The 19,010-nt window shown below is 62.7% G+C and carries 15 protein-coding genes; 8 read left to right on the top strand and 7 right to left on the bottom strand.

The features are described from left to right. The first annotated feature begins 63 nt into the window (after nt 1–63). Together ACTJKY_RS03455 and ACTJKY_RS03450 are read left to right on the top strand one after the other, a co-directional pair. Nucleotides 64–339: an HU family DNA-binding protein gene (locus ACTJKY_RS03455; protein ID WP_440844217.1), complete on the top strand. Its 276-nt coding sequence runs from the start codon at nt 64–66 to the stop codon at nt 337–339. Next, the gene (locus ACTJKY_RS03450; RefSeq protein ID WP_440844215.1) at nt 339–806 is read left to right on the top strand and encodes a YbaK/EbsC family protein; all 468 of its coding nucleotides are present in this window, start codon (nt 339–341) and stop codon (nt 804–806) included. The genes ACTJKY_RS03455 and ACTJKY_RS03450 overlap by 1 nt, the downstream gene beginning before the upstream one ends. Here the strand turns inward: ACTJKY_RS03450 and ACTJKY_RS03445 are convergent. Next, entirely contained in the window at nt 801–1,019 is a 219-nt protein-coding gene (locus tag ACTJKY_RS03445) for a conjugal transfer protein TraD (RefSeq protein ID WP_440844214.1), read from the bottom strand. The genes ACTJKY_RS03450 and ACTJKY_RS03445 overlap by 6 nt on opposite strands. Nucleotides 1,020–1,032: 13 nt before the next feature. Next, nucleotides 1,033–1,356, bottom strand: coding sequence for a conjugal transfer protein TraD (locus tag ACTJKY_RS03440; protein ID WP_440844213.1), 324 nt, complete (start codon nt 1,354–1,356; stop codon nt 1,033–1,035). Between the two features lie 172 nt (nt 1,357–1,528). On the opposite strand from ACTJKY_RS03440, the gene traA reads away from it, so the two are divergent. After that, on the top strand, nt 1,529–4,552 hold the full coding sequence (traA, locus tag ACTJKY_RS03435; RefSeq protein WP_440844212.1) for a Ti-type conjugative transfer relaxase TraA: 3,024 nt from the start codon (nt 1,529–1,531) through the stop codon (nt 4,550–4,552). A 2-nt stretch (nt 4,553–4,554) separates the two neighbouring features. Further along, a complete protein-coding gene (locus ACTJKY_RS03430; protein WP_440844211.1) occupies nt 4,555–5,259 on the top strand; it encodes a DUF6118 family protein in 705 nt (234 codons plus the stop codon). A gap of 311 nt (nt 5,260–5,570) precedes the next feature. On the opposite strand, the gene ACTJKY_RS03425 is transcribed toward ACTJKY_RS03430, so the two are convergent. The 3 genes from ACTJKY_RS03425 to ACTJKY_RS03415 are packed head-to-tail and all read right to left on the bottom strand — an operon-like array spanning nt 5,571 to nt 7,990. Next, complete coding sequence (locus ACTJKY_RS03425) at nt 5,571–6,485, bottom strand: hypothetical protein (protein WP_440844210.1); 915 nt, start codon at nt 6,483–6,485, stop codon at nt 5,571–5,573. Further along, complete coding sequence (locus tag ACTJKY_RS03420; RefSeq protein ID WP_440844209.1) at nt 6,455–7,123, bottom strand: class I SAM-dependent methyltransferase; 669 nt, start codon at nt 7,121–7,123, stop codon at nt 6,455–6,457. Before ACTJKY_RS03420 ends, ACTJKY_RS03425 begins: the two co-directional genes overlap by 31 nt. A 54-nt stretch (nt 7,124–7,177) precedes the next feature. Beyond that, the gene (locus tag ACTJKY_RS03415) at nt 7,178–7,990 is read right to left on the bottom strand and encodes a GIY-YIG nuclease family protein (RefSeq protein WP_440844208.1); all 813 of its coding nucleotides are present in this window, start codon (nt 7,988–7,990) and stop codon (nt 7,178–7,180) included. Between the two features lie 122 nt (nt 7,991–8,112). Between ACTJKY_RS03415 and ACTJKY_RS03410 the strand changes: the two genes are divergently transcribed. Genes ACTJKY_RS03410 through ACTJKY_RS03395 form a run of 4 tightly spaced genes read left to right on the top strand, consistent with a single transcriptional unit; the run spans nt 8,113 to nt 14,325 of the window. Then, nucleotides 8,113–9,243, top strand: a complete 1,131-nt coding sequence (locus ACTJKY_RS03410; RefSeq protein WP_440844207.1) for a cysteine desulfurase family protein — start codon at nt 8,113–8,115, stop codon at nt 9,241–9,243. Continuing rightward, nucleotides 9,240–10,142, top strand: a complete 903-nt coding sequence (locus ACTJKY_RS03405) for a DUF4007 family protein (RefSeq protein ID WP_440844206.1) — start codon at nt 9,240–9,242, stop codon at nt 10,140–10,142. Before ACTJKY_RS03410 ends, ACTJKY_RS03405 begins: the two co-directional genes overlap by 4 nt. Continuing rightward, nucleotides 10,139–13,528: a hypothetical protein gene (locus tag ACTJKY_RS03400; protein ID WP_440844205.1), complete on the top strand. Its 3,390-nt coding sequence runs from the start codon at nt 10,139–10,141 to the stop codon at nt 13,526–13,528. Before ACTJKY_RS03405 ends, ACTJKY_RS03400 begins: the two co-directional genes overlap by 4 nt. After that, nucleotides 13,525–14,325, top strand: coding sequence for a phosphoadenosine phosphosulfate reductase family protein (locus tag ACTJKY_RS03395; protein ID WP_440844204.1), 801 nt, complete (start codon nt 13,525–13,527; stop codon nt 14,323–14,325). The genes ACTJKY_RS03400 and ACTJKY_RS03395 overlap by 4 nt, the downstream gene beginning before the upstream one ends. Nucleotides 14,326–14,344: 19 nt before the next feature. Here the strand turns inward: ACTJKY_RS03395 and ACTJKY_RS03390 are convergent, their stop codons facing one another. Together ACTJKY_RS03390 and ACTJKY_RS03385 are read right to left on the bottom strand one after the other, a co-directional pair. Then, nucleotides 14,345–16,276: a hypothetical protein gene (locus ACTJKY_RS03390; RefSeq protein WP_440844202.1), complete on the bottom strand. Its 1,932-nt coding sequence runs from the start codon at nt 16,274–16,276 to the stop codon at nt 14,345–14,347. After that, nucleotides 16,273–18,612, bottom strand: a complete 2,340-nt coding sequence (locus ACTJKY_RS03385; protein WP_440844201.1) for an ATP-binding protein — start codon at nt 18,610–18,612, stop codon at nt 16,273–16,275. The genes ACTJKY_RS03390 and ACTJKY_RS03385 overlap by 4 nt, the downstream gene beginning before the upstream one ends. Nucleotides 18,613–19,010 lie beyond the last annotated feature (398 nt).

Genomic DNA, 19,010 nt, shown 5'->3' with positions numbered 1-19,010 from the left:
CGCTGGACAGGTTGGTACGCCGCACCTAGAGGGCACGCCCCTTTTCACACGGAGAACACGTCCATGAACAATGCCGATCTCGCCGACCGCGTTTCCGAAGCGCACGGCCTAACCAAGGTCGACGCGCGCAAGCTGGTCGACGGCATTTTCGCCGCCATCACCGAGGCGGCAGCGGCCGGCGAGGAAGTGTCGCTGAACGGCTTCGGCAAGTTCAAGGTCAAGGAAAGCGCTGCCCGCGAGGGCCGCAATCCGTCCACCGGCGCGGCGATCCAGATTGCAGCGTCGAAGAAGCTCGCCTTCACGCCCGCCAAGGCCGTGAAGGACAAGCTCAACGGCTGATGGGGATCGAGGCCGTCCGCGCCTTTCTGGAGGCGCGGGCACCCGACATTCCGATCATCGAACAGGCTTCGAGCACCGCAACGGTGCTCGAAGCTGCCGCCACGCTTGGCGTGCTGCCGGGGCAGATCGCCAAGACGCTCTCGCTGCGCGTCGGCGATGCGGTGGTTCTGGTCGTCGCAGCCGGTGATTACCGGCTCGACAATCGCAAGGTGAAGGACGCGTTGGGCAGTCGTCCGCGCATGCTTGCCTCCGACGGAGTCGAGCAGCTGACCGGCCATCCGGTCGGCGGTGTCTGCCCGTTCGGATTGCCGACGCCGCTGCCGATCTATTGCGACATTTCGCTACGCCAGTTCGACAGCGTGTATCCCGCCGCTGGCTCGCGCAACGCGTCGGTGCGGATCATGCCCGAACGGCTCGCGGAACTGGTCGGCGCGACCTGGGCTGATCTCTGCTCGCCGCCGTCATAGTTCTGCGGCGCTGTCGGCGAATGCACGCTGCCCGCGCCGTCGCCAAAGTGTCAGCGCCTGGTCGCGATGTTCACCCTGCAAAGTTGCCGCTGCCTCGATCATCACACCGAACAATACAGCGCGATCATCGTCGGTGAGTTCGACCAGCCCGGCTTTCGCGACCAAGCCTCCGAGTTCGATCAGCCGGCGCGTTCGTTCGCGGCGCTTCGCCACCCATTCTCGCGTATCATTCCGCGCCTGCTGGGCTTTCAGCCGGTGCCGTGCCGCCGTCAGCTGCCGCAGCCGATGCCGCACGCGGACGAGCGCCGCCGCGCGCTTTTCCCTGCCGCTGAAAGAAGGTCGCGCCACGCTGGCGCCAGTCCTCCCTTACGATCATGTCGGACGCGCTGACAGCGGCGAGCAACGCGCCCGCCAGTTGCTCCACCGGCAGTGTATCGGCACCGGTCGCGACTACCAGTTCGCCCAGCTGCTGGAGCTTGGCCTGTTTGAGCTGTCGTGCCTTGCTGTCGAGCGCCGTCAGCTCCGAATCAAAGTCCCGTGGCTTTCGCATCGAAACCTCCACAGTTGATGGGTGATGGTCGATGATTTAGGAACTGCATCGATCAGCGCAAATGTCGTGAAACATCTTGGGATGATCACGTCGCGAAAAAGATAAAATCTTTTGAGGGCGCGCTTATACGTCGTGCCGACGTCGCTTGTTTTGGTGTAAGTAAATTGCCGCTATGGCGATCTACCATTTCTCAGCCAAGATCATCAGCCGCGCCAGCGGATCTTCGGCGCTGGCCGCGGCCGCCTATCGCTCTGCGTCGCGGCTCCACGATCAACGGCTCGATCGCCACCACGACTTCTCGAACAAGGCCGGCGTCGTGCATTCCGAAGTGCTGCTGCCGGATGGCGCGCCCGAGCATCTCGCGGATCGGGAGAAGCTGTGGAATGCGGTCGAAGCCGTGGAGCTGCGCAAGGACGCGCAGCTTGCCCGCGAGATCGAGTTCGCGATCCCGCGCGAGCTGAACCAGGCCGAGGGTATCCGGCTCGCACGCGAGTTTGTTCAGGCAGAATTCGTGGACCGCGGCATGGTCGCGGATCTCAATGTGCATTGGGATGTCGGTGCCGATGGCGAACCCAAGCCGCATGCGCACGTCATGCTGGCCTTGCGCGAGGTGGACGGCGACGGGTTCGGCAAGAAGAACCGCGACTGGAATCGCACCGACCTGCTGGAGAAATGGCGCGAGCGCTGGGCAGGGCACGTCAATGCCCGGCTGGCGGAATTGGACATCGACGCACGTGTCGATCACCGTTCGCTGGAGGCGCAGGGCGTCGACCTCGAACCCCAGCACAAGATCGGCCCGGCCGCGGCGCGAATGGCCGGGCAGGGCCTAACGTCGGAGCGGCTGGAAGAACATCACGATATCGCGCGCGCCAATGGCGAGAAGCTGATCGCCAGCCCGGCGATTGCGCTCGACGCGATCACCCGCACCCAGGCGACCTTCACTACCCGCGATCTGGCGATGTTCGTGCATCGCCACAGCGAAGGGAAAGAGCAATTCGACCAGGTGATGGCGGCCGTGCGCGCGGCGCCCGAGTTGGTGAAGCTGGGCAAGGACGGGCGCGGCGAAGACCGCTTCACCAGTCGTGACATGATCGAGACAGAAGCGCGGCTGGAGCGCTCGACGGTTCAGCTCGACGCCAGTCGCCGCCATGGCATGGACGAGCAGCATCGCAAGGTGGCGCTGGCGCGCGCCGGGATGCGCGGGCTGGTCCTGTCGAGCGAACAGCGCAGCGCCTTTGATCATGTCACCAGCGGCAAGGGTCTGGGCGTCGTCATCGGCTATGCGGGTACCGGCAAATCGGCAATGCTTGGCGTCGCGCGGGAGGCCTGGGAGAGTGCCGGCTATCAGGTGCAGGGCCTGGCGCTTTCCGGCATCGCTGCCGAGAATCTCGAAAGCGGCTCGGGCATCGCGTCGCGCACCATTGCCAGCATCGAGCATCAATGGGGGCAGGGCCGCGAACTGCTGACCGACAGGTCGATCCTCGTCATTGATGAGGCTGGCATGATCGGCACCCGCCAGATGGAGCGGGTGATCGCCGAAGCCGAGAAGCGCCACGCCAAGGTCGTGCTGGTCGGCGATCCCGAGCAGTTGCAGGCCATCGAAGCGGGCGCGGCGTTCCGCTCGGTTGCCGAGCGGCACGGCGCCATCGAAATCACCGACATTCGCCGACAGCGCGAGGACTGGCAGCGGCTGGCGACGCGGCAGCTTGCCACCGGCCGCACCGCCGAAGCGCTGGAGGCCTATGCCGGGGCCGGCATGGTCATCGACTCGGAGACGCGAGTCGAGGCTCGAACGGCGCTGATCGCGCGTTGGGATCGCGAGCGGATCGCCGATCCGGCGACCTCGTGCATGATTCTGACGCACACCAACCAGGAATGCGATGAACTGAATGCGCTGGCCCGGGATGCGATGAAACGCAGTGGGGCATTAGATACTGATATTGCTGTCAAAACCACGCGCGGAGAACGCTTGTTCGGGGCCGGCGACAGGGTCATGTTCCTGCGCAACGAACGCAGCCTGGGTGTGAAGAATGGCAGTCTCGGCAGCATCGAAAAGGTCGATCATGCCCGCATGGCTGTGCGGCTCGACGATGGCCGCCAGGTCGCCTTCGACCACAAGAATTATGGTGACGTTATCCATGGCTACGCCGCCACGATCCACAAGGCGCAGGGTGTCACCGTCGACCGGGTGCACGTGCTGGCAACGCCGGGCCTTGATCGGCACGCGGCCTATGTCGCCCTGTCGCGGCACCGCGATGCCGTGCACCTTCATTATGGTCGCGACGATTTCGCCGACCAGGGCAAGCTGGCCCGCACGTTGTCGCGCGACCAGCCGAAGGACAATGCCCTCGACTATGAAGGTGCCGCCGAGCGCTTCGCCACACGGCGCGGTGTCGAGCGGTCGCGCATTCTCGATACGCTTGCCAAGGAGCCGCTCGCCGAACCGGAACGCAGCGCGCCTGCACCGGCACCACGTCGCGGCATGTTCGACGGGTTGCGGCTATCCATCCCCGAGCCCGAACGGCTGCCAACCAAACTGCGCTTCGACGGGCTCAAGCTGTCGGCACCGGCGGTTGCGCCCGAGGCATCCGCAACGCAGAAGCTGGAGCGGGCGGTCGAAGGCTATGCGCGTGCCGTGCAGGATGCTGGCCGCATGACCGGGCAGGGACGTGCGCCGCTCGAAGTGCAGAAGGCGGCGCTTGCGCGCACTGCCGAGGCGGTCAACGCGCTGCAGCCCCACGGCGCACACGATCTCGACATGGCGTTCGAGCGGACGCCGGGTCTGGTCAGCGAAGCGGCCAATGGCCGCACCGCCAACGCCATTCGCCAGATGCAGCTAGAAGCCGAGGTGCGCGCCAATCCCGAGCTGCGCGCTGATCGGTTCGTCCAGGCTTGGCAGCAGCTTCAAGCGCGACGGGGCAAGCTCAGCGGGTGGGAGAATGAAGAGAAGCGCGCCGGTGTCGAGAATGCCATGCGGTCGATGGCGAAGGGGCTGGAGAAGGACCCGGCGCTCGGCGCCGCACTCAGTCGCCGGGGTAGTCAGCTGTTCGGTCGGCAATGGTCGCCGGAATGGACGCCGGGCAGCCGTGATGGCGGGGTCGGCCGGGCGCTTGGCGATGATGCCCGCACCCGTTCGATCATCCGTCAGCTCAGCTTCTCGATCGATCGCGATCGAGGCCTTGGGATTGGGATGTAGCCATGGGTATCCACGAACCTCCCGCTGAAGTGGACCAGACGGTCCAGGCGTTCAACGACATGTCGCGCAAGCTGGCGGGGCTGACGGCTGCGGTGGACGGCTTCGCCGCGCGGCAGCAGGAACTGCATGCGCGTGACTATGGGCCAGACCTGGAGAAGATCCGCGAAGGCTACGACAAGGTGTGTGGTGCGATCAACATCCTCGCCAAGCGCCCGGCGATTACGTTGACGCCGCAGGAGGTTGCCAAGCAGATCGAAACAGCTGGCGCGCAGGGGCGTGCGGACGACCATCGGGCGTGGACAGGCGCTAGCCATGCCCTAAGCAGCACGGTGCAAGAGCTGAAAGGGATGGTCATGTCGGCCCACTCTGCTGAGACGCAGCAACTCTGGATTGCCGGAGCCGCTGCGGTGGCTCTTGTCGTGGGGTTTGCATTTGGCACCATCGTGCCGTCATGGATCGCACACTCTGTGCCCGAGAGTTGGCATTGGCCGGAGCAGCAAGCCGCTGGCACCCTTCGGCGCACGCCTTGGGACGCCGGTGTGCGGCTCTTGCAGGTCGCCGACCCGCAGCAAGCGCGTGCACTGGCCGAGGCAGCGCGGCTTTCGAAGGACAATGCAGATGTGCTTACGGTATGCCGAGAACGCGCAGCGGAAGTCAGTGCAAAAGTAAAGTGCTCTATCAATATTCAACAATTAAAGCTCGATTGATGCGCGTGGGGCAGGTTCCGGACAGGCGAATTTCCGAAAGCCGACCGCACTAAGCTGTCGATGTTCGCCAGCATATCCTTCCATTCCCGATACCGCCCGCCCAGGAGTTGAGACCGTCCCCACTCGACAGGCGCCCGAAGTTTCGGGCGCGTGGCCGCAATCACCGCGCAGGCGCAGCTAAGCGGCCGCATGCACAGCATAGCCGACCCTTTACAGGTTGACGGCGTCAGGCGATGGGCTGCACCAAGGAGCGCCTCGAGGAGGGATGGGCGGCTCCACCCCCGGAAAGTCCCTCTGGCGATGCCATTCGACTAGGTCAAAGATCCCGACGCGGCGGCGCTATTGGCTGCGGCCGGTTCCGCGGGGAGCTTGAGATCGCCCGAAATGATCAGATCCGGCATTGGCGGGTGGGCCTTGCTCGGGTTGCTCCGCAGTGCTTCCCGCCGATCGAGAAGCCGCTTCTGCTCGGCAAGCATTACCCCGTCCAACTGCCGCGGATAGACATACTCGCTGTACCGCGTGGGGTCCATTTCCAGACTGCCTGCAGCCGCCAGTTCGAGGAACCGGAAATGAGCGCTGGCCTTGCTGAAATAAGGCATCAGCTGGATCGACACCGCACTGCTGCCCTTCTCCGACATCAGCTTGCGCAGTACTCTGCCGTTGTCGACAACGGCGTCCAGCAGGGTCTTGTCGCCGGGCGCCAGCCCGGCAAGCCAGCCATTGGTCAGCAACGCAGTCAGCGTCCGAAAGTTGGCGGCATCAGGCTGGTTCCGCTTCAGCTCCTGAGCGAGAATCTTGTTTTCACCACTCAAGTGCAGAAACGGTCCGACGAAATCAGATAGCCGCTTCTCGATTGACTCGATCTCAAGCTCATTCGTCTTCTGGATGATAGTGGCACGCCCGTTTCGAGTGGTGCCGATATAGCCGACCACCGCACCCAGCAGTGCTGCCATACCACTCAAAGCGGCCGTCCACAGCGAGTTAAGCCCTCCTCCCGACTGAACGCGGACCGGCTCGCGGAGCGTCAGCACGGCCTCCACCGGCACTGGACGTGGCGAAGGCGCGGCTTCCACCGGCCGCAACACAGCGGAGGTCGCCACAGCGGGGGGCGCGCCTTTCTCGTTCGCCACGGGCGCCGCCACGGCTCCGAAGGTGGTGAGCAGAAATGCCAAAGCGAGCCCGGTGCGCACCGCGCTCACTTGGCGCGCGCCATGCTTGAAATCCAACCGGGCGCCACCGTCCCGGTGGCCGTTCCCGTAACGGGCGGCTCGCCTGTGATTTCGAGAATGTCGAATCCAGCTCCGGCCAGCTGCGTGCTCCACAGGTCCTCATCGTAGAGAGTGAACCAACGGCCCGTCGCATCCACGACCTCGCCGCGGCCGCGCTTGACGGAGGAGAAAAGAACGCCGCCGGGGTGCAGCATTGCGCGCAGCGCATCCAAGGCCACGCCGATGCGGGGACGGTCGATGTGAAGCAGCGATGCCATCGCCCAAATGCCATCAAACCTGCCGAGCGCCGGTGGATCTGCCAGATCCCCGACGACCACCTCGCATCCCGAATGCTGTCGTGCGAACTCCGCCAGTTTCGGCGAAAGATCCAGGCCCACCGCCGTCATGCCTCTTGCTCGAAACTGGACAAGATCTCGTCCCGCACCGCAACCCGCGTCCAGGATCCGTGCCATCGGCGGAAGCAGCGCGAGGAACTGTTCAACGCGCTCCGAGGTGTCGATCTTTGCCGTAAGCGCGGCATAATCGGCGGCGCTGCTGTCATAATAGCGCAAGGTGCTCCGGGCCTTCTCGCCCGCCTGGCGGCCTGCTTCGACCGGCGCCTGTCCCGTGGGGTTAAGAACTTTGGTCGAAAGCATGGTTTACAAGCAACCTCCGCCGTCAACATAGTCAGGGTAGCGCCGCGACGCCAGTCAGCGGTGTGCTGACGCGCGAACGTTTGAGGAGAAACTCGCTCTGAGGTCGCGTAACGGCGCGTAGACGAACTCCCCGCCCAGAGACCAGCTGTTGCCATCGCAGTAATCCAGAAGGCGCCGTTCCTCGACATGCGCAGCATCCGCCGAGGGCAGGAGCTTCAGGCAGACCGGGATGTAGCGGATCGCTGCGCCGGGAGGCAGGCCGTGAGCAAGTTCAGAGATGCGTCGATCGATATCTGAAGTCCGGCCAATCTTGTAGACGGCATGGTCGTCCAGAGGGGCCACATTTGGGGCCAGGACCGAAAGGTCGCCGTCGAGAAGGAGGAGATAAACGCAGCACGGCCCATCGGAGACCTGAACCGCTCGCGCAGAAAACGCGGGGGCTGGTCCTCGCGAACTTCTTCGTTCCGGTTGCCAGTCGCTTGCCGATATGGCCCGACGGATTCTCGAGACCTCTTGTGCGAGGCCCTGGGGGTTTTGCGAGAACTCCTCCCAGACCATGCGGTCGATTGCGCCGCCGGGACGCAGTCCGGCATTTTGGCCAGCAGGCGCATCTGGATCATGTTTCCCGAAATTGCGCAGCCGCATCGCAATTCCGTCCGGATTGCGGAATGATGGCAACACCGCGCGCCCATCTCGGCGCCCCGCAGCGCGCAGGACATGGGAGAGTGCCTGCACATCCGGATGCCCCTTCTCGGCTTTGGGAGTGCTGAGGTACAAGTTCATCAGCAGAATAGTTTCGTCGCGAGTCCAGTCTGGATTTCGGCCAACCTTGCCTGCCGATACGCCGGTTTTGCCAGTTTCGATCATCCACAACCCGCCAAAGCTTGATCCAATCCCCAGAGAATGCGCCAGTCGGGCGCAATCGCCTAATGACCTGAGATTCCGCGTCGTGTAGGTGTCCGCGGGGTATTTTCTGCGCCGGGGATCAATTGACAATCTATCTGGACAACATGGCCGCGACTCCTGTCGATCCTCGGGTCGCAGACCAGCACCGCGCTGCGATGACCGAAAATCCAGCCAATCCCAACAGCTCGGAACATGCCCTTGGCGCCAAGTCACGGGAGGCGATCGAGCGGGCCGGAGTAGCCCTGCTTCGCGCGATCGAGGCCCGGCAGGAAAACATATTGTTCACCCCGGGTGCCTCTGCTGCATTGTGGATCGCGATCGAGGACGCCATCGCGCGTGTCCCTGGCCGCAGGGCGCGGGTAGCGGTAACCGAGGTGGAGCACCCTTCCCTGCTCACCGCGGTGCGCCGAGCTGAAGCCGACGGCCGCCTTATCCTGTCGATCATCGGCGTCAATGAAGATGGTGCCCCCCGTCTGGATATCGCGGAAAACGCCCTCAGCGAGGGGGTCGACCTGCTCTGCACGATGGCGGCGAATAACGAGGTCGGAACGATCACCGATATTGGCGCACTCTCCGCGCTGGCGGAACAATATGGCGCCCGGCACCTCGTGGATGCCAGCCAGGCCGCAGGCCGGATAGATATGTCCGAAATCCTCAGGGCCGATCTATCCGTCGTCAGCGGCGCGAAGGTCTACGGTCCCAGACGCGCGGGCGCATTGATTGGAAAGTTGACGGGGCACGCATCTCGTCTTTCGCACGATTTGTTTGGCAGCCCGGACGCGCCCGGAGCCGTTGCTCTGGCGTTAGCCTTCACGCTCCGCGCTTCCGAAAGAGAAAGCGACGAGCCGCGCATTGCCGCCATGCGGGACGCGCTCCAGTCGTACCTGCTGGCTAACGTGCCCGGGCTTCGGGTGAACGGGGCCAAGTCCGCACGATTGGCGGGCAGTCTGCACGTATCGACACCCCATCTCCCGGGCGAGGCTGTAATCGGCCGGCTCTGGGGCAAGGTGGCGCTGTCTACGGGCGCCGCGTGCCAGTCGGGCGTTCCTAGCTCATCGCACGTACTTTCTGCTATGGCGATTCCGGAATGGGCCAGGGAAGGCGCCATTCGAATCGGCATTGGCCGCTTCAACACCGAGGATGAGGTCGCGGAGGCCGGCGTGATGATCGCCGCAGCCCTGAACGCGGCCACGCCTTCACGGAGATACGCATGAAACTTGCCGCGGTGCGGCCCCGCTTTAGCGGGCACGAGACATTTGCATGTAGGTTTGCATGGCTCCCAAAGGCGGTGCGGCTGATCGCGCGGGAACCGAAGGCCCTGTCGGACGACGAACGCGCGATCCTCGAGCTGGGGCTCGGCAAGAATATGGTGCGCGCCCTGCGCTTCTGGCTTGAGGCCTTCGACGTTGCATCGGTGGATGCAGGCACCTGGTCGCTCCTGCCCTTTGGCCAATCGTTGTTCGGCCCGGACGGGCTGGATCCATTCATCGAACGCGTCGAGACGCAGTGGTTGCTGCATTGGCGTCTCAGCACGGAGGTCGAAAATCCGCTCTTCGCTTGGCGCCACGTCCTGTTCCGCAGGATGCGGCCGGACTTCACACGCTCCGAACTGCTGACGGAAATGCGCATCGAAGGTGAGCGGCTCGGCTATGAGCATTCGGACGTTACATTGCTCCAGCACGCCGATGTTTTCGTTCACAGCTATCTCGGCTCGCAGAATCCGACATCGCCAGAAGATGCGCTCGATGGCCCGCTGGTTGACCTTGGTCTTCTTCGCCGTCTCGGCCGTCGCCGTGGCGGAACGGATCGCTTCGAGCCGGTGTTCGCCCTCGCCCGGCTGCCAATTGAAGAGATCGGCGGCCCGGTGATCGACTACGCTATTGCCAGCTATTGGAACGCCCGGCGCGCCAGGGAATCGGTGGTGACGTTCCGCGATCTCGCCCATGGCGAGGGATCGCCGGGGGCCACGTTGCGCATCGAGACTGATGATCTGCGCGACCATCTCGAACGATCGCCGGACCTCTGGTCATACCGGCCATCCGGCGACGCCGGGACGGTTACGGCTGTGTCCGGCCTGGATGAGGCCAGTTTGCTGAAGAAGGTCTACGCGTGAGCAAGGCAGTGAAAATTTCGGGCCTGCTCGGTGCGCCTGGCATGTTTTATCGGTCAGTTGCGCTAGAGCGGGATGCAGGCGACGCCTCGGCAGGGTGCTCCTTCGTGCTGACGCCTTGGCTGGAGCGCGGCGCCAGCGAGATCCTGTCCGGCTTGCAGGCCGGTGGAACGCGCCGCGCATGGCGCATGATCGGCGACTTCGGTGTCGGAAAGTCGGCGCTCGCTCTCGCGATCGTGCAGGCGCTGGATCCGCGCATAGCAAACCCCGAAATGCCCATGCACAAGCTGGCGAATGCTGCCGGCGGCGCGCCGCGCATGTTTCCCTTGCTGGTGACCGGATCACGCGATGGCCTGGCAGCGGGACTGACTGCTGCAATTGCCAGGGCTATCGGAACCGAAGGTCTCATCCCTGCGAAGCGCGCCGCCGCACTCGCCAAGAGCAACGACCCGTTCAAGGGGATCTCCGGCCTGCGCGATGCACTTCGCGAAACCGGTGCTTTCGATGGCCTGTTGCTGGTCATCGATGAAATGGGTAAGTTCCTAGAGGCCGCTGGCGAGGAAGAGGGATTCGACGTCTTCCGCCTGCAGGCGCTTGCCGAAGAGGCGGCGCGCAGTGGAGGCGCGCCGCTGGCGGTGATTCTGATCCTTCACAAGGGGTTCCAGTCCTATGCCGAAGACTGGCGCACCGCCCGGCGCAGCGAGTGGGAAAAAGTGGCAGAGCGGTTCGAGGAGATGGTCTTTGACCATCCCTTGTCGCACACTGCAGCCCTGTTGTCGGCGGCGCTGAGCGTAAATCAGACGAAGATCCCAACTTCGGCGCGCAAGGTGCACAGTGAGGCGGTCGAGCGGGTCCGAGCTCTGGGCTGGCTTGGTCCGCGAAGCGGCAAGGGTGACGAGGGATGTTGGCCGATCCATCCGGCGGCCATTCCCGTCATGGCGCGTTTTTTTGCGAGCTTTGGCCAGAACGAACGCTCGCTCTTCGGATTTGCGGCGAGCGAGGAGCCGAACGGCCTGCGCGCCTTCGCTGCCGAGACCGGGGCGTCGGACGGCCTCTATGGTGTCAGCCATTTCTTCGACTATGTCGCCTCCTCATTCGGGCACCGGCTCACCTCCCGTGCAGGCGCGGGTGAATGGTCGCGAATTCGCTCGGTACTCGACCGGGCAAAAGATGCCGATCTGGTCGAGAGCGCCGTTCTGAAGACGATCGGGCTGCTGAACCTGCTGGACTCACCAGACCTGTCTGCGAGCCGGGACAGTGTCCGGGAAGCTTTGGTTCCTGAATTCGCCGGAGACGAGGTCGAAGCTGCGTTCGAGCGTCTCATCGGCGGTGGCCTGCTGTTCCGGCGCCCGGGCCGAGCGGAGCTTCGGCTCTGGACGAGCCGGCGTGTCGACCTGTCGGAAATCTGGAACGAGGCGGAGCGGGAGCTCGACGCGCGAACAGTCATTAGGGAACTTCCACGCCACCTTTGCAGCCTTCCGGTCCGGCCGCACGTGCTGGCACGCCGCCACTCCGTAACCACGGGCACGAACCGGCGCTTCGCGGTGCGCTGCACCCATGCTTCGGCACTTGCCGGCTATGGGGGGCATGGCAATGCCGATGGCGGTATCGTCGCCGTCCTGTGCGGCAGCCCGGAAGATCTGCGGATCGCACGCGCATGGTGCGCCGAGACGACCAGTCAAGATGACGCGATGATCGCCATCGCCGTGCCCCCGCTCGGTGATCTTGGCAGTGCAATGGTCGACCTGCTACGGCACCGCTGGGTCATGACGAACGCGTCGGCACTCCAGGAAGACGCTTATGCGACGGCCGAGATCGAACGCAGCATCGGGGAACTCGAGGCTCGGCTGATCTCAGCGGTGGAGTCAACGCTCGGTCTCGGCGGCCATGCCCCTGCCTCCGAAATTGACGCGTTCTGGAAAGGCGAGCTGACCTTCATCGACCGCCCCCTCCACGTGTTCGTCTCAACGCTTTGCGATCAGATCTACGACCAAGCTCCGCTGGTCGAAAACGAGCTCGTCAACAAGCAGGTTCTGACCTCTGCAGGCGCTGCCGCCCGCCAGCGATTGATCGAGAGGATGTTCTCGGCGGCTTATGATCCCGAGTTAGGCTTCGCCGCCGGGAAGGCTCCACCTGAGCGAGCGCTGTATCTCTCGCTCCTGCGCCGGGGCGGACTGCACCGTGAGCAAGATGGCGCCTGGGTAATCAGCCCGCCGACACCCGGCCAGGATGTGTTGCGGCTGGCACCGGCACTGGCTGCCATCGATGGGTGCCTTGCAGCAACCTCCGAGCGCGTTGCGATACCGGCGATCTACGCCGCGCTCGAAGCTCGGCCATACGGCGTCCGGGCGGGGCTCGCGCCCGTGCTCCTGGCCGTTACGCTGGTCGCTGCCGGCCACCGTGTAGCCTTGTTCGAGCGCGGAACCTATTGCCCGCGCATCGACGGCGCAGCGTTTATGCGCATCCTCAAGTCACCGGAGCACTTCACACTTCAGCTGGTGGCGCTGGAAGGCATTCGCGCCGAGGTATATCGGCAACTTGCTGAGCTGCTGGGCAGGGGCGCGGAGCAGCCGGGCATACGGGCAGTGGTCGATCCGCTAATCCGCTTTGGCGTAGATCTGCCCTTCCATGCGCAGAGCACGGCGGCACTGAGCGCCGAGGCGCGCGCAGTCCGACAGGCCCTGTCCCGGGCCCGTAGCCCGGTCGATCTGGTGTTCGATGAACTACCGACCGCATGCGGGGTTCAGCCATTCGCGCATGATGCTGCACCAGACGCGGACCGGGTGCACAGCTTCATTCGCACACTGGACGCCGCAGTGACCGAATTGCGCGGTTGCTATCCGAACCTCCTCGACCAGATGCGGGAGGAACTGCTGGAGACGCTGGGCGCGCCCGATCGGGCGACACTCACCGAGCGCGCCGCCGCCCTCTCCTTCCGGCTTACGGAGCAGCATCTTCGCACTTTCGCGCTTCGACTGGCCGATACCGGGCTGTCCGAAGAGAAATGGATCGAGGCGCTAGGTGGTGCTGTGCTGATGAAGCCGCCGGTGCGGTGGCTGGATCACGACGTCGCAACGTGGCGCTCGCGCCTGGCTGACATTGGCTCCCAGTTCCAGAGGGTCGAGGCGACGGCATTTGGAAAGACTAAGGTGAAGCGCAACGCGGTGCGCGTCTCGCTTACGCGGATCGATGGACAGGAACGGGCAGTAATCGTCGACATAGATGGCCTGAGCGATCATCAGGCAACTGTGCTCGGTGCGATCGAGCGTATGGCGACCGAGGCGGATCTGAGCCTGGATAAGGTGGCAGCACTGCTGTCGCTGGAAAGCATGCAGAAGGACAAGGACGTGACGATAGGCAAGCACGAAGCGGGACGGGATCACGGATGACACGTCACGTTCTCAGCCTGTCGGGCGGCAAGGATAGCGCCGCGCTCGCGGTCTACCTGCGCGACCGCGTGCCCGAGATGGAGTATATCTTTCACGACACCGGGAAAGAGCTTCCCGAGACGTACGATTATATGGCTCGTCTCGAGAGCATCCTCGGCCGACCGGTCACCCGCACCACTCCGGAAGATCCCTTCGAGCACTGGCTCGCGGTCTATGGCGACATGCTGCCGTCCAACCATCGGCGATGGTGTACCAAGATGCTGAAGTTGAAGCCGTTCGAGACCTATATCGGCGACGACCCCACCATCAACTATGTCGGGCTGCGCGCCGATGAGAAGCGCACCGGCTATATCAGCACCAAGCCCAACATCACCGCGGTTTACCCGTTCCAGGAAGACGGCCTGGTTCGTGCGGATGTCATCCGGATCCTTGAGGACAGCGGTCTTGGCCTCCCCCCGTACATGGAATGGGGCCGATCGCGTTCCGGATGCTATTTCTGCTTCTACCAGCAGAAGATCGAGTGGGTTCGCCTGAAACGGAAGCATCCCAACTATTTCGAACTCGCGAAACAGTATGAAGTGCGCAGTGCGGCGGTCAGCAAGAGCTTCACTTGGTGCAGCGGGGAATCGCTTACCGAGTTGGAGCAGCCCGAGCGGATGGAGCAGATCGAGCGCAATCACGAGGTATCGGTGGCACGCCGGGCCGCACGGCGAGAGAACCTGCCGCTCTCCGCCGTGCTGGGCGGAGCGGATATAGAGGAGGAGGAACCCGAAGGCTGCCTCATCTGCAGCCTCTAAGCGCTCTCCCTCCGTCTCTTCAGGCTTTTAAGATAACAACGACGACGTGATTGGGCGAAGTGGAAATGGCGGCTCCCCGGTGGGGCAGAAGCTCGACCTTCAGATAGTCGTTGATGCCCTGAGATGCGGGCGGGCGCCGCGTCACCATCATCATCAGTTGATCCATCCGCTCGAGAAGCCCCCTCGCCTTGGCCCTCGTGTCAGCATGCCGCTCCGCAGCGTCCGCCGTCCGCTGCAAGACCCCGCGCAGGTGTTCGAGAAAGGCTCCGGTGAAAAACACCGGCTGCTTCGTGGCGTCCTTTCCGCGCTGCGGAGACTGAAAGGCAAAGCCGCTCTTGAAGTCGAAACCTTCGTCAAGCTCGATCAGGTTGCCTCCTTCTCTCACACAGACCTTGCCTGCCAGAGGCTCGAACAACGCTGGGGCCTTGAGGAGTCCCACCCTCGCGAAGGACGACAGGTACTCGGACTGGAGCGCCAGGAAGTGTTCCGCCTTTAGTCTACCGAGCCAAACCCGCTTCTTCTCACGAACGTCTTTCCTGAGCTCTTTCAGCGGAAGCGCCTGCGGGTGCTTCATTCCCCAATCAACTTCGTAGAAGCGTCCGTTGACGATAACAATCTGAGGATCGAGCTTGTGGTTATGGTAGGTCGGGCGCAGCGTGCCCTGTAACATGAGCACTGAAGTCGCGGCCGGCTCTCCACCATTGCGGCTCATAAGATCGCAAATTGGGGTCATCACGGCGGTGACCGTCCGCCCGACGAGAGAGGTGCCGCTTCGCTTAGGCAGCGCGCCCTCAAGGAAGAGATCGCCGGACACCGGCATACTGTCGTCGGGCCCTCGATAGCCGCGATCCGTAGTCATCCGCGTCGCATTGTAGAGTTCGGCCATCGCGTTGGAAGGAGCTTCCACGAATCGGCTAGGAACGTCGTCGAAGGGATTTGGCCGGTCTTTGGTCGGCGTATGCTTCGTGAACGAGCACATAATGCGCTCGGCCACAGCGCCTGCGACGACCTCCTTGATATAGTCCTCGACCATCTGGCCCTCGGACTGGAGACTAAGTTCGAAAAGTCGAGCAAAGTCCGCAATGTCCAAGTCAATAAGTCTCTGAGCAACCCAGCCCTGAGCTTCCGCGATGACAGTTGGAAGCGCCTTGCGCAGCGGCTCGAAGAGAGCGCTCGCGCGACAAGTCCTGAGGATCTCCGCTATAGCAAGGAGGTCCTGCGGATCCTCGCGCTCGAGCGCCTGCTTCTGCACGAAGCGAAAACGGGAGGCGGTTTGCGTCGTTTTCCTACGGAAGTTCTGCGCGACCTGCTGAGTTCCAAGCGAGGAGATCAGGATAAACGCAGGCGGCACCGCTGTGACGTCATTCTCAGTCTCGCGCCTGACATCTTCGAGATAACGGGTGGCACGCTCCCGCGCCCTGTCGAGAACAGTTCGCGGCGTTTCCCCTGGGACCGGGTTGGGTGGAACGTCTGCCGACAAAAACAAATCAAGAAAAACGACGTTCGCCTTGGCCACCACGCTGGGCTCAGGGTCGGCACCCAGCTTCATCACGCGAACCTTGGTGGCGGCCAGGAGCTTCTCGAGCGGTCTCAACTGCTGGAGCTTGCTGATGCGATCCTGGCTGACATCTGAAAACAAGATCTGCAGGCTCAGGCCGACACCGTCGGTCACCGCCTCGTGAGCGACGACGCCGACGCTGAGATTCCAGAGATGCTCGACCAGCTCCGCTTTGGCGGCGAAGGTCTCCCAGTCATCAAGATCGCCCTCTACGAACGTGCTTGCGGCTGCGAGGGCCGCTATACGCGGCGCATCATCTTCCAGCGACTGGACAAAGCGGTTGAACGCATCTTCGGAAATCTCTTCTCCGCGAGGAGGATCGTAGGCGTCGTCGACGATGGCAAGAAGCTCGACGCCCCCAGCCCTGGCGGCTTGTTCTAGATTATCGCTCATTTCCCCTTCCCGATCAGGCCAAGCGAGAATCGCCGCCAAATCTTCTCACCGGGTGGGCCGACGAGATCCAGCGTCCAGTCGTGGTATTCGGCCAACTCGCGAGCGATGTAGAGACCCAACCCATTGCCTTCGCCCGGCGGCTTAGCCGTCACGAAAGGCTTGAAGATCTCCTCCGCCTCGACGGCCTCAATACCTGGGCCATTGTCAGATATCTGTATCGAGCTGGCCGCCTGGTCAATCTCGATGTGAATGCGCGGCCTCACGTCAGGTTCGACCACCGTCTGTTGCTTCAGCCAGTAGAATGAGTTCGAGAGCAAGTTTTCCAGGATCTGTATCAGCATTCCGCGGACTGCCTTTATCCGCCAAGGTTGTCTGGACGTGCTTGATATCGTGACCGCCACCTTGTGTCGTTTTGCCTGCGCGTCTCGGGCGTCGACGACCTGCTGCACAAGATCCTCCACAGTGAAGGTCTCCTTGGTCTGCCTACGAGACGTGCTTAGCGGATCTAGCGTCTCGATCCGCTTTTGAAGCGTCCTCAATTGGCCCTCGAGCGTTTCAAACACCGCCGGTAGCTTGCCGGCTAGCTGAGATTTGTCGACGCCCTCCAGAGTGTTGAGAGTGCTGCTACTGCTCCGTCCGAGTTCGTGCAAGATCAGTTCCACCATCAGCCCCAGGCCGGCAAGGTGGACGAACTTTCGACGTTCGTCCTTATAGTCGTCGATGATGGTGTCGACGTCGTCGATCTGTGAGGCTAACGCTGTCACCAGCCGCTCCACCTCCTTGAGAGGACCGGCCTGTTCAGGCGCGTCCACTGCAATCTCGCGAATACGGCGCTGAATCTCGGTCTTCGACTTGGAAACGCGAGATTTTAGGACGTCAACCGAGGTTAGATCCTCCTGCTTTAGTTCATCCTCTATATTCTGACTGAAAGTCTTAAAGTCCTCTAGTACCTTCTGGAGGATACTGACAAGTGCCTCTTTATACTCATTGTCGACAAGTCCTTCGCGGTTCGTCTGCTCAACAAGACGCCGGTTCCGCCAGCTGAGATTCACGCGGCCGATCACCTGCTGACGATTCAGTTTGTAGCCGCGGCGGCCAAATGCGCGCTTGTCGAGTTGGAGCCAGTCGTCGTCGCCGCCCCCGTAAGGGTTGATGCGGAAGCCGTCGCGGAAGACCATGAGGCCGCCAGCCCACTGGCGCACCATCGCCTGCACGTCGGACTTAGTACCCAGCCCCTCCACAGCGGTTAAAAAGAGTCGATTGAACCAGAGGAACTCAACCTTAAACGGTCCTAGACGCCGAAGCACCCGCGTTGATCGAGACTGGGTCACGGAAACGAGCCGAACCTCTGGCAATGTGATCACCAGCCTCTTGTGGGTATTGAGGCGGTATTCCATGTCCACAACGAGCTGCGCCTGGCGGTTGTCGAGATAATCAAACCGCGCGGAGACCTTCGCGTGGGCGAGATCAAACAGCCGTTGCGGAATCTGTGGAAGGGTCACCTGCTGATCGTTATACGTGATACGGAACAGCCGATTCCCGCGACGTCGATCGAACGGGTCGACCATCCGCGAGAACTCCGCGTTCAGCATCTCGCCGAACTTGGCCCGCGTCCAATCCCCTTTCAGGCACGAGACTCTGATCGTAGTTCCATGTATGTCTGGATTTTCCTTCCGGGGCCCTTGCTCCGGAGCGACTGCGACTTCCTCTAGAAGCGCGTCGGAGTCATGACTGAACCTCGTCCAGTCGATCGCGAGATCGTTCCACCGGCTCTCGCCTGCCTTCGTGGTCCGCACCGATAGATGTTCACCTAGCCGCATCACGGATAGGCGCCCTACACCCTTGTCCCCAAGGAGCGTGCGGGAGGGATCATCATCTCGATCACTCCAAGTGCTCTTCTCCTTCCGGCGAGAGCGAGTCCCGATCGTAAGGAATATTTCTTCAAGATCGCGAAGAGACATCCCTTCGCCATCATCGGAGACCTCCACGAAGTTTATGTCCCGATAACCCTCAACCAGCAGGCGGCGGAAATCACTGGCATCCTTTGCACCAGTCAAAGCGGCCAACAGAGGCCTTGCCGCACCTGCGGGCGCATCGGGCACAATCCATTGCTCGATGTTCTGGCGGATCTCAGCCAATGGCATCTCGCCCTGGTCCACGAGGTCGACGGCATGCGTGAACCGCGAATACGGTAAGACGGACTGCACCCGTATGCGGACGACGGGAGATTTAGCGTCCACGGAATTTTTCGCTAGCTCGTAGAGAGCCACAGCGTCCGAGCCTATCAGCTCGGCCCCAAGTTCCAGCAACGTGCGCGCAGTTATCTTGAACGCCATCCCGCTTGTACGCCCCCCTCCGTCTTCGAAAGGATGGCTAGCACCTTTGATTGTCAAGTTCCTAGCCCGTGAGATAATTCCTTTCGGCTTAGCTTGGACCGGCTCCATCCACTGGCGTCGAACGGAAGCGCACGCGATTGCGAATAAGCAGTCTTAGCAACCACTGAAGCCACGTGAACGAATGTCGGCTTTCGGGATCGTCCCCAGCGGAGGCCAACAACGGAAATTGGGCGCGTACCGGTCGGCAGCCGTGCCGGATCGTTCCTGGCGATCTCACCAAAAGTGTGGGGAAAAGTGTGGGGGCGCCTTTCGTAGCTTTATATATTTAGGCTTGAATTGAATTACTTAGGGTCAATCTCAGGCTTCCTCCCGCTCCGCCACCTGCGCCCTTTTCGGGC

The organism is Sphingomonas sp. 22176 (assembly GCF_052045505.1).
Taxonomy (GTDB): domain Bacteria; phylum Pseudomonadota; class Alphaproteobacteria; order Sphingomonadales; family Sphingomonadaceae; genus Sphingomonas.
Note: the sequence above shows the minus strand (reverse complement) of the source record. Positions and strands in the feature narration are given on the sequence as shown.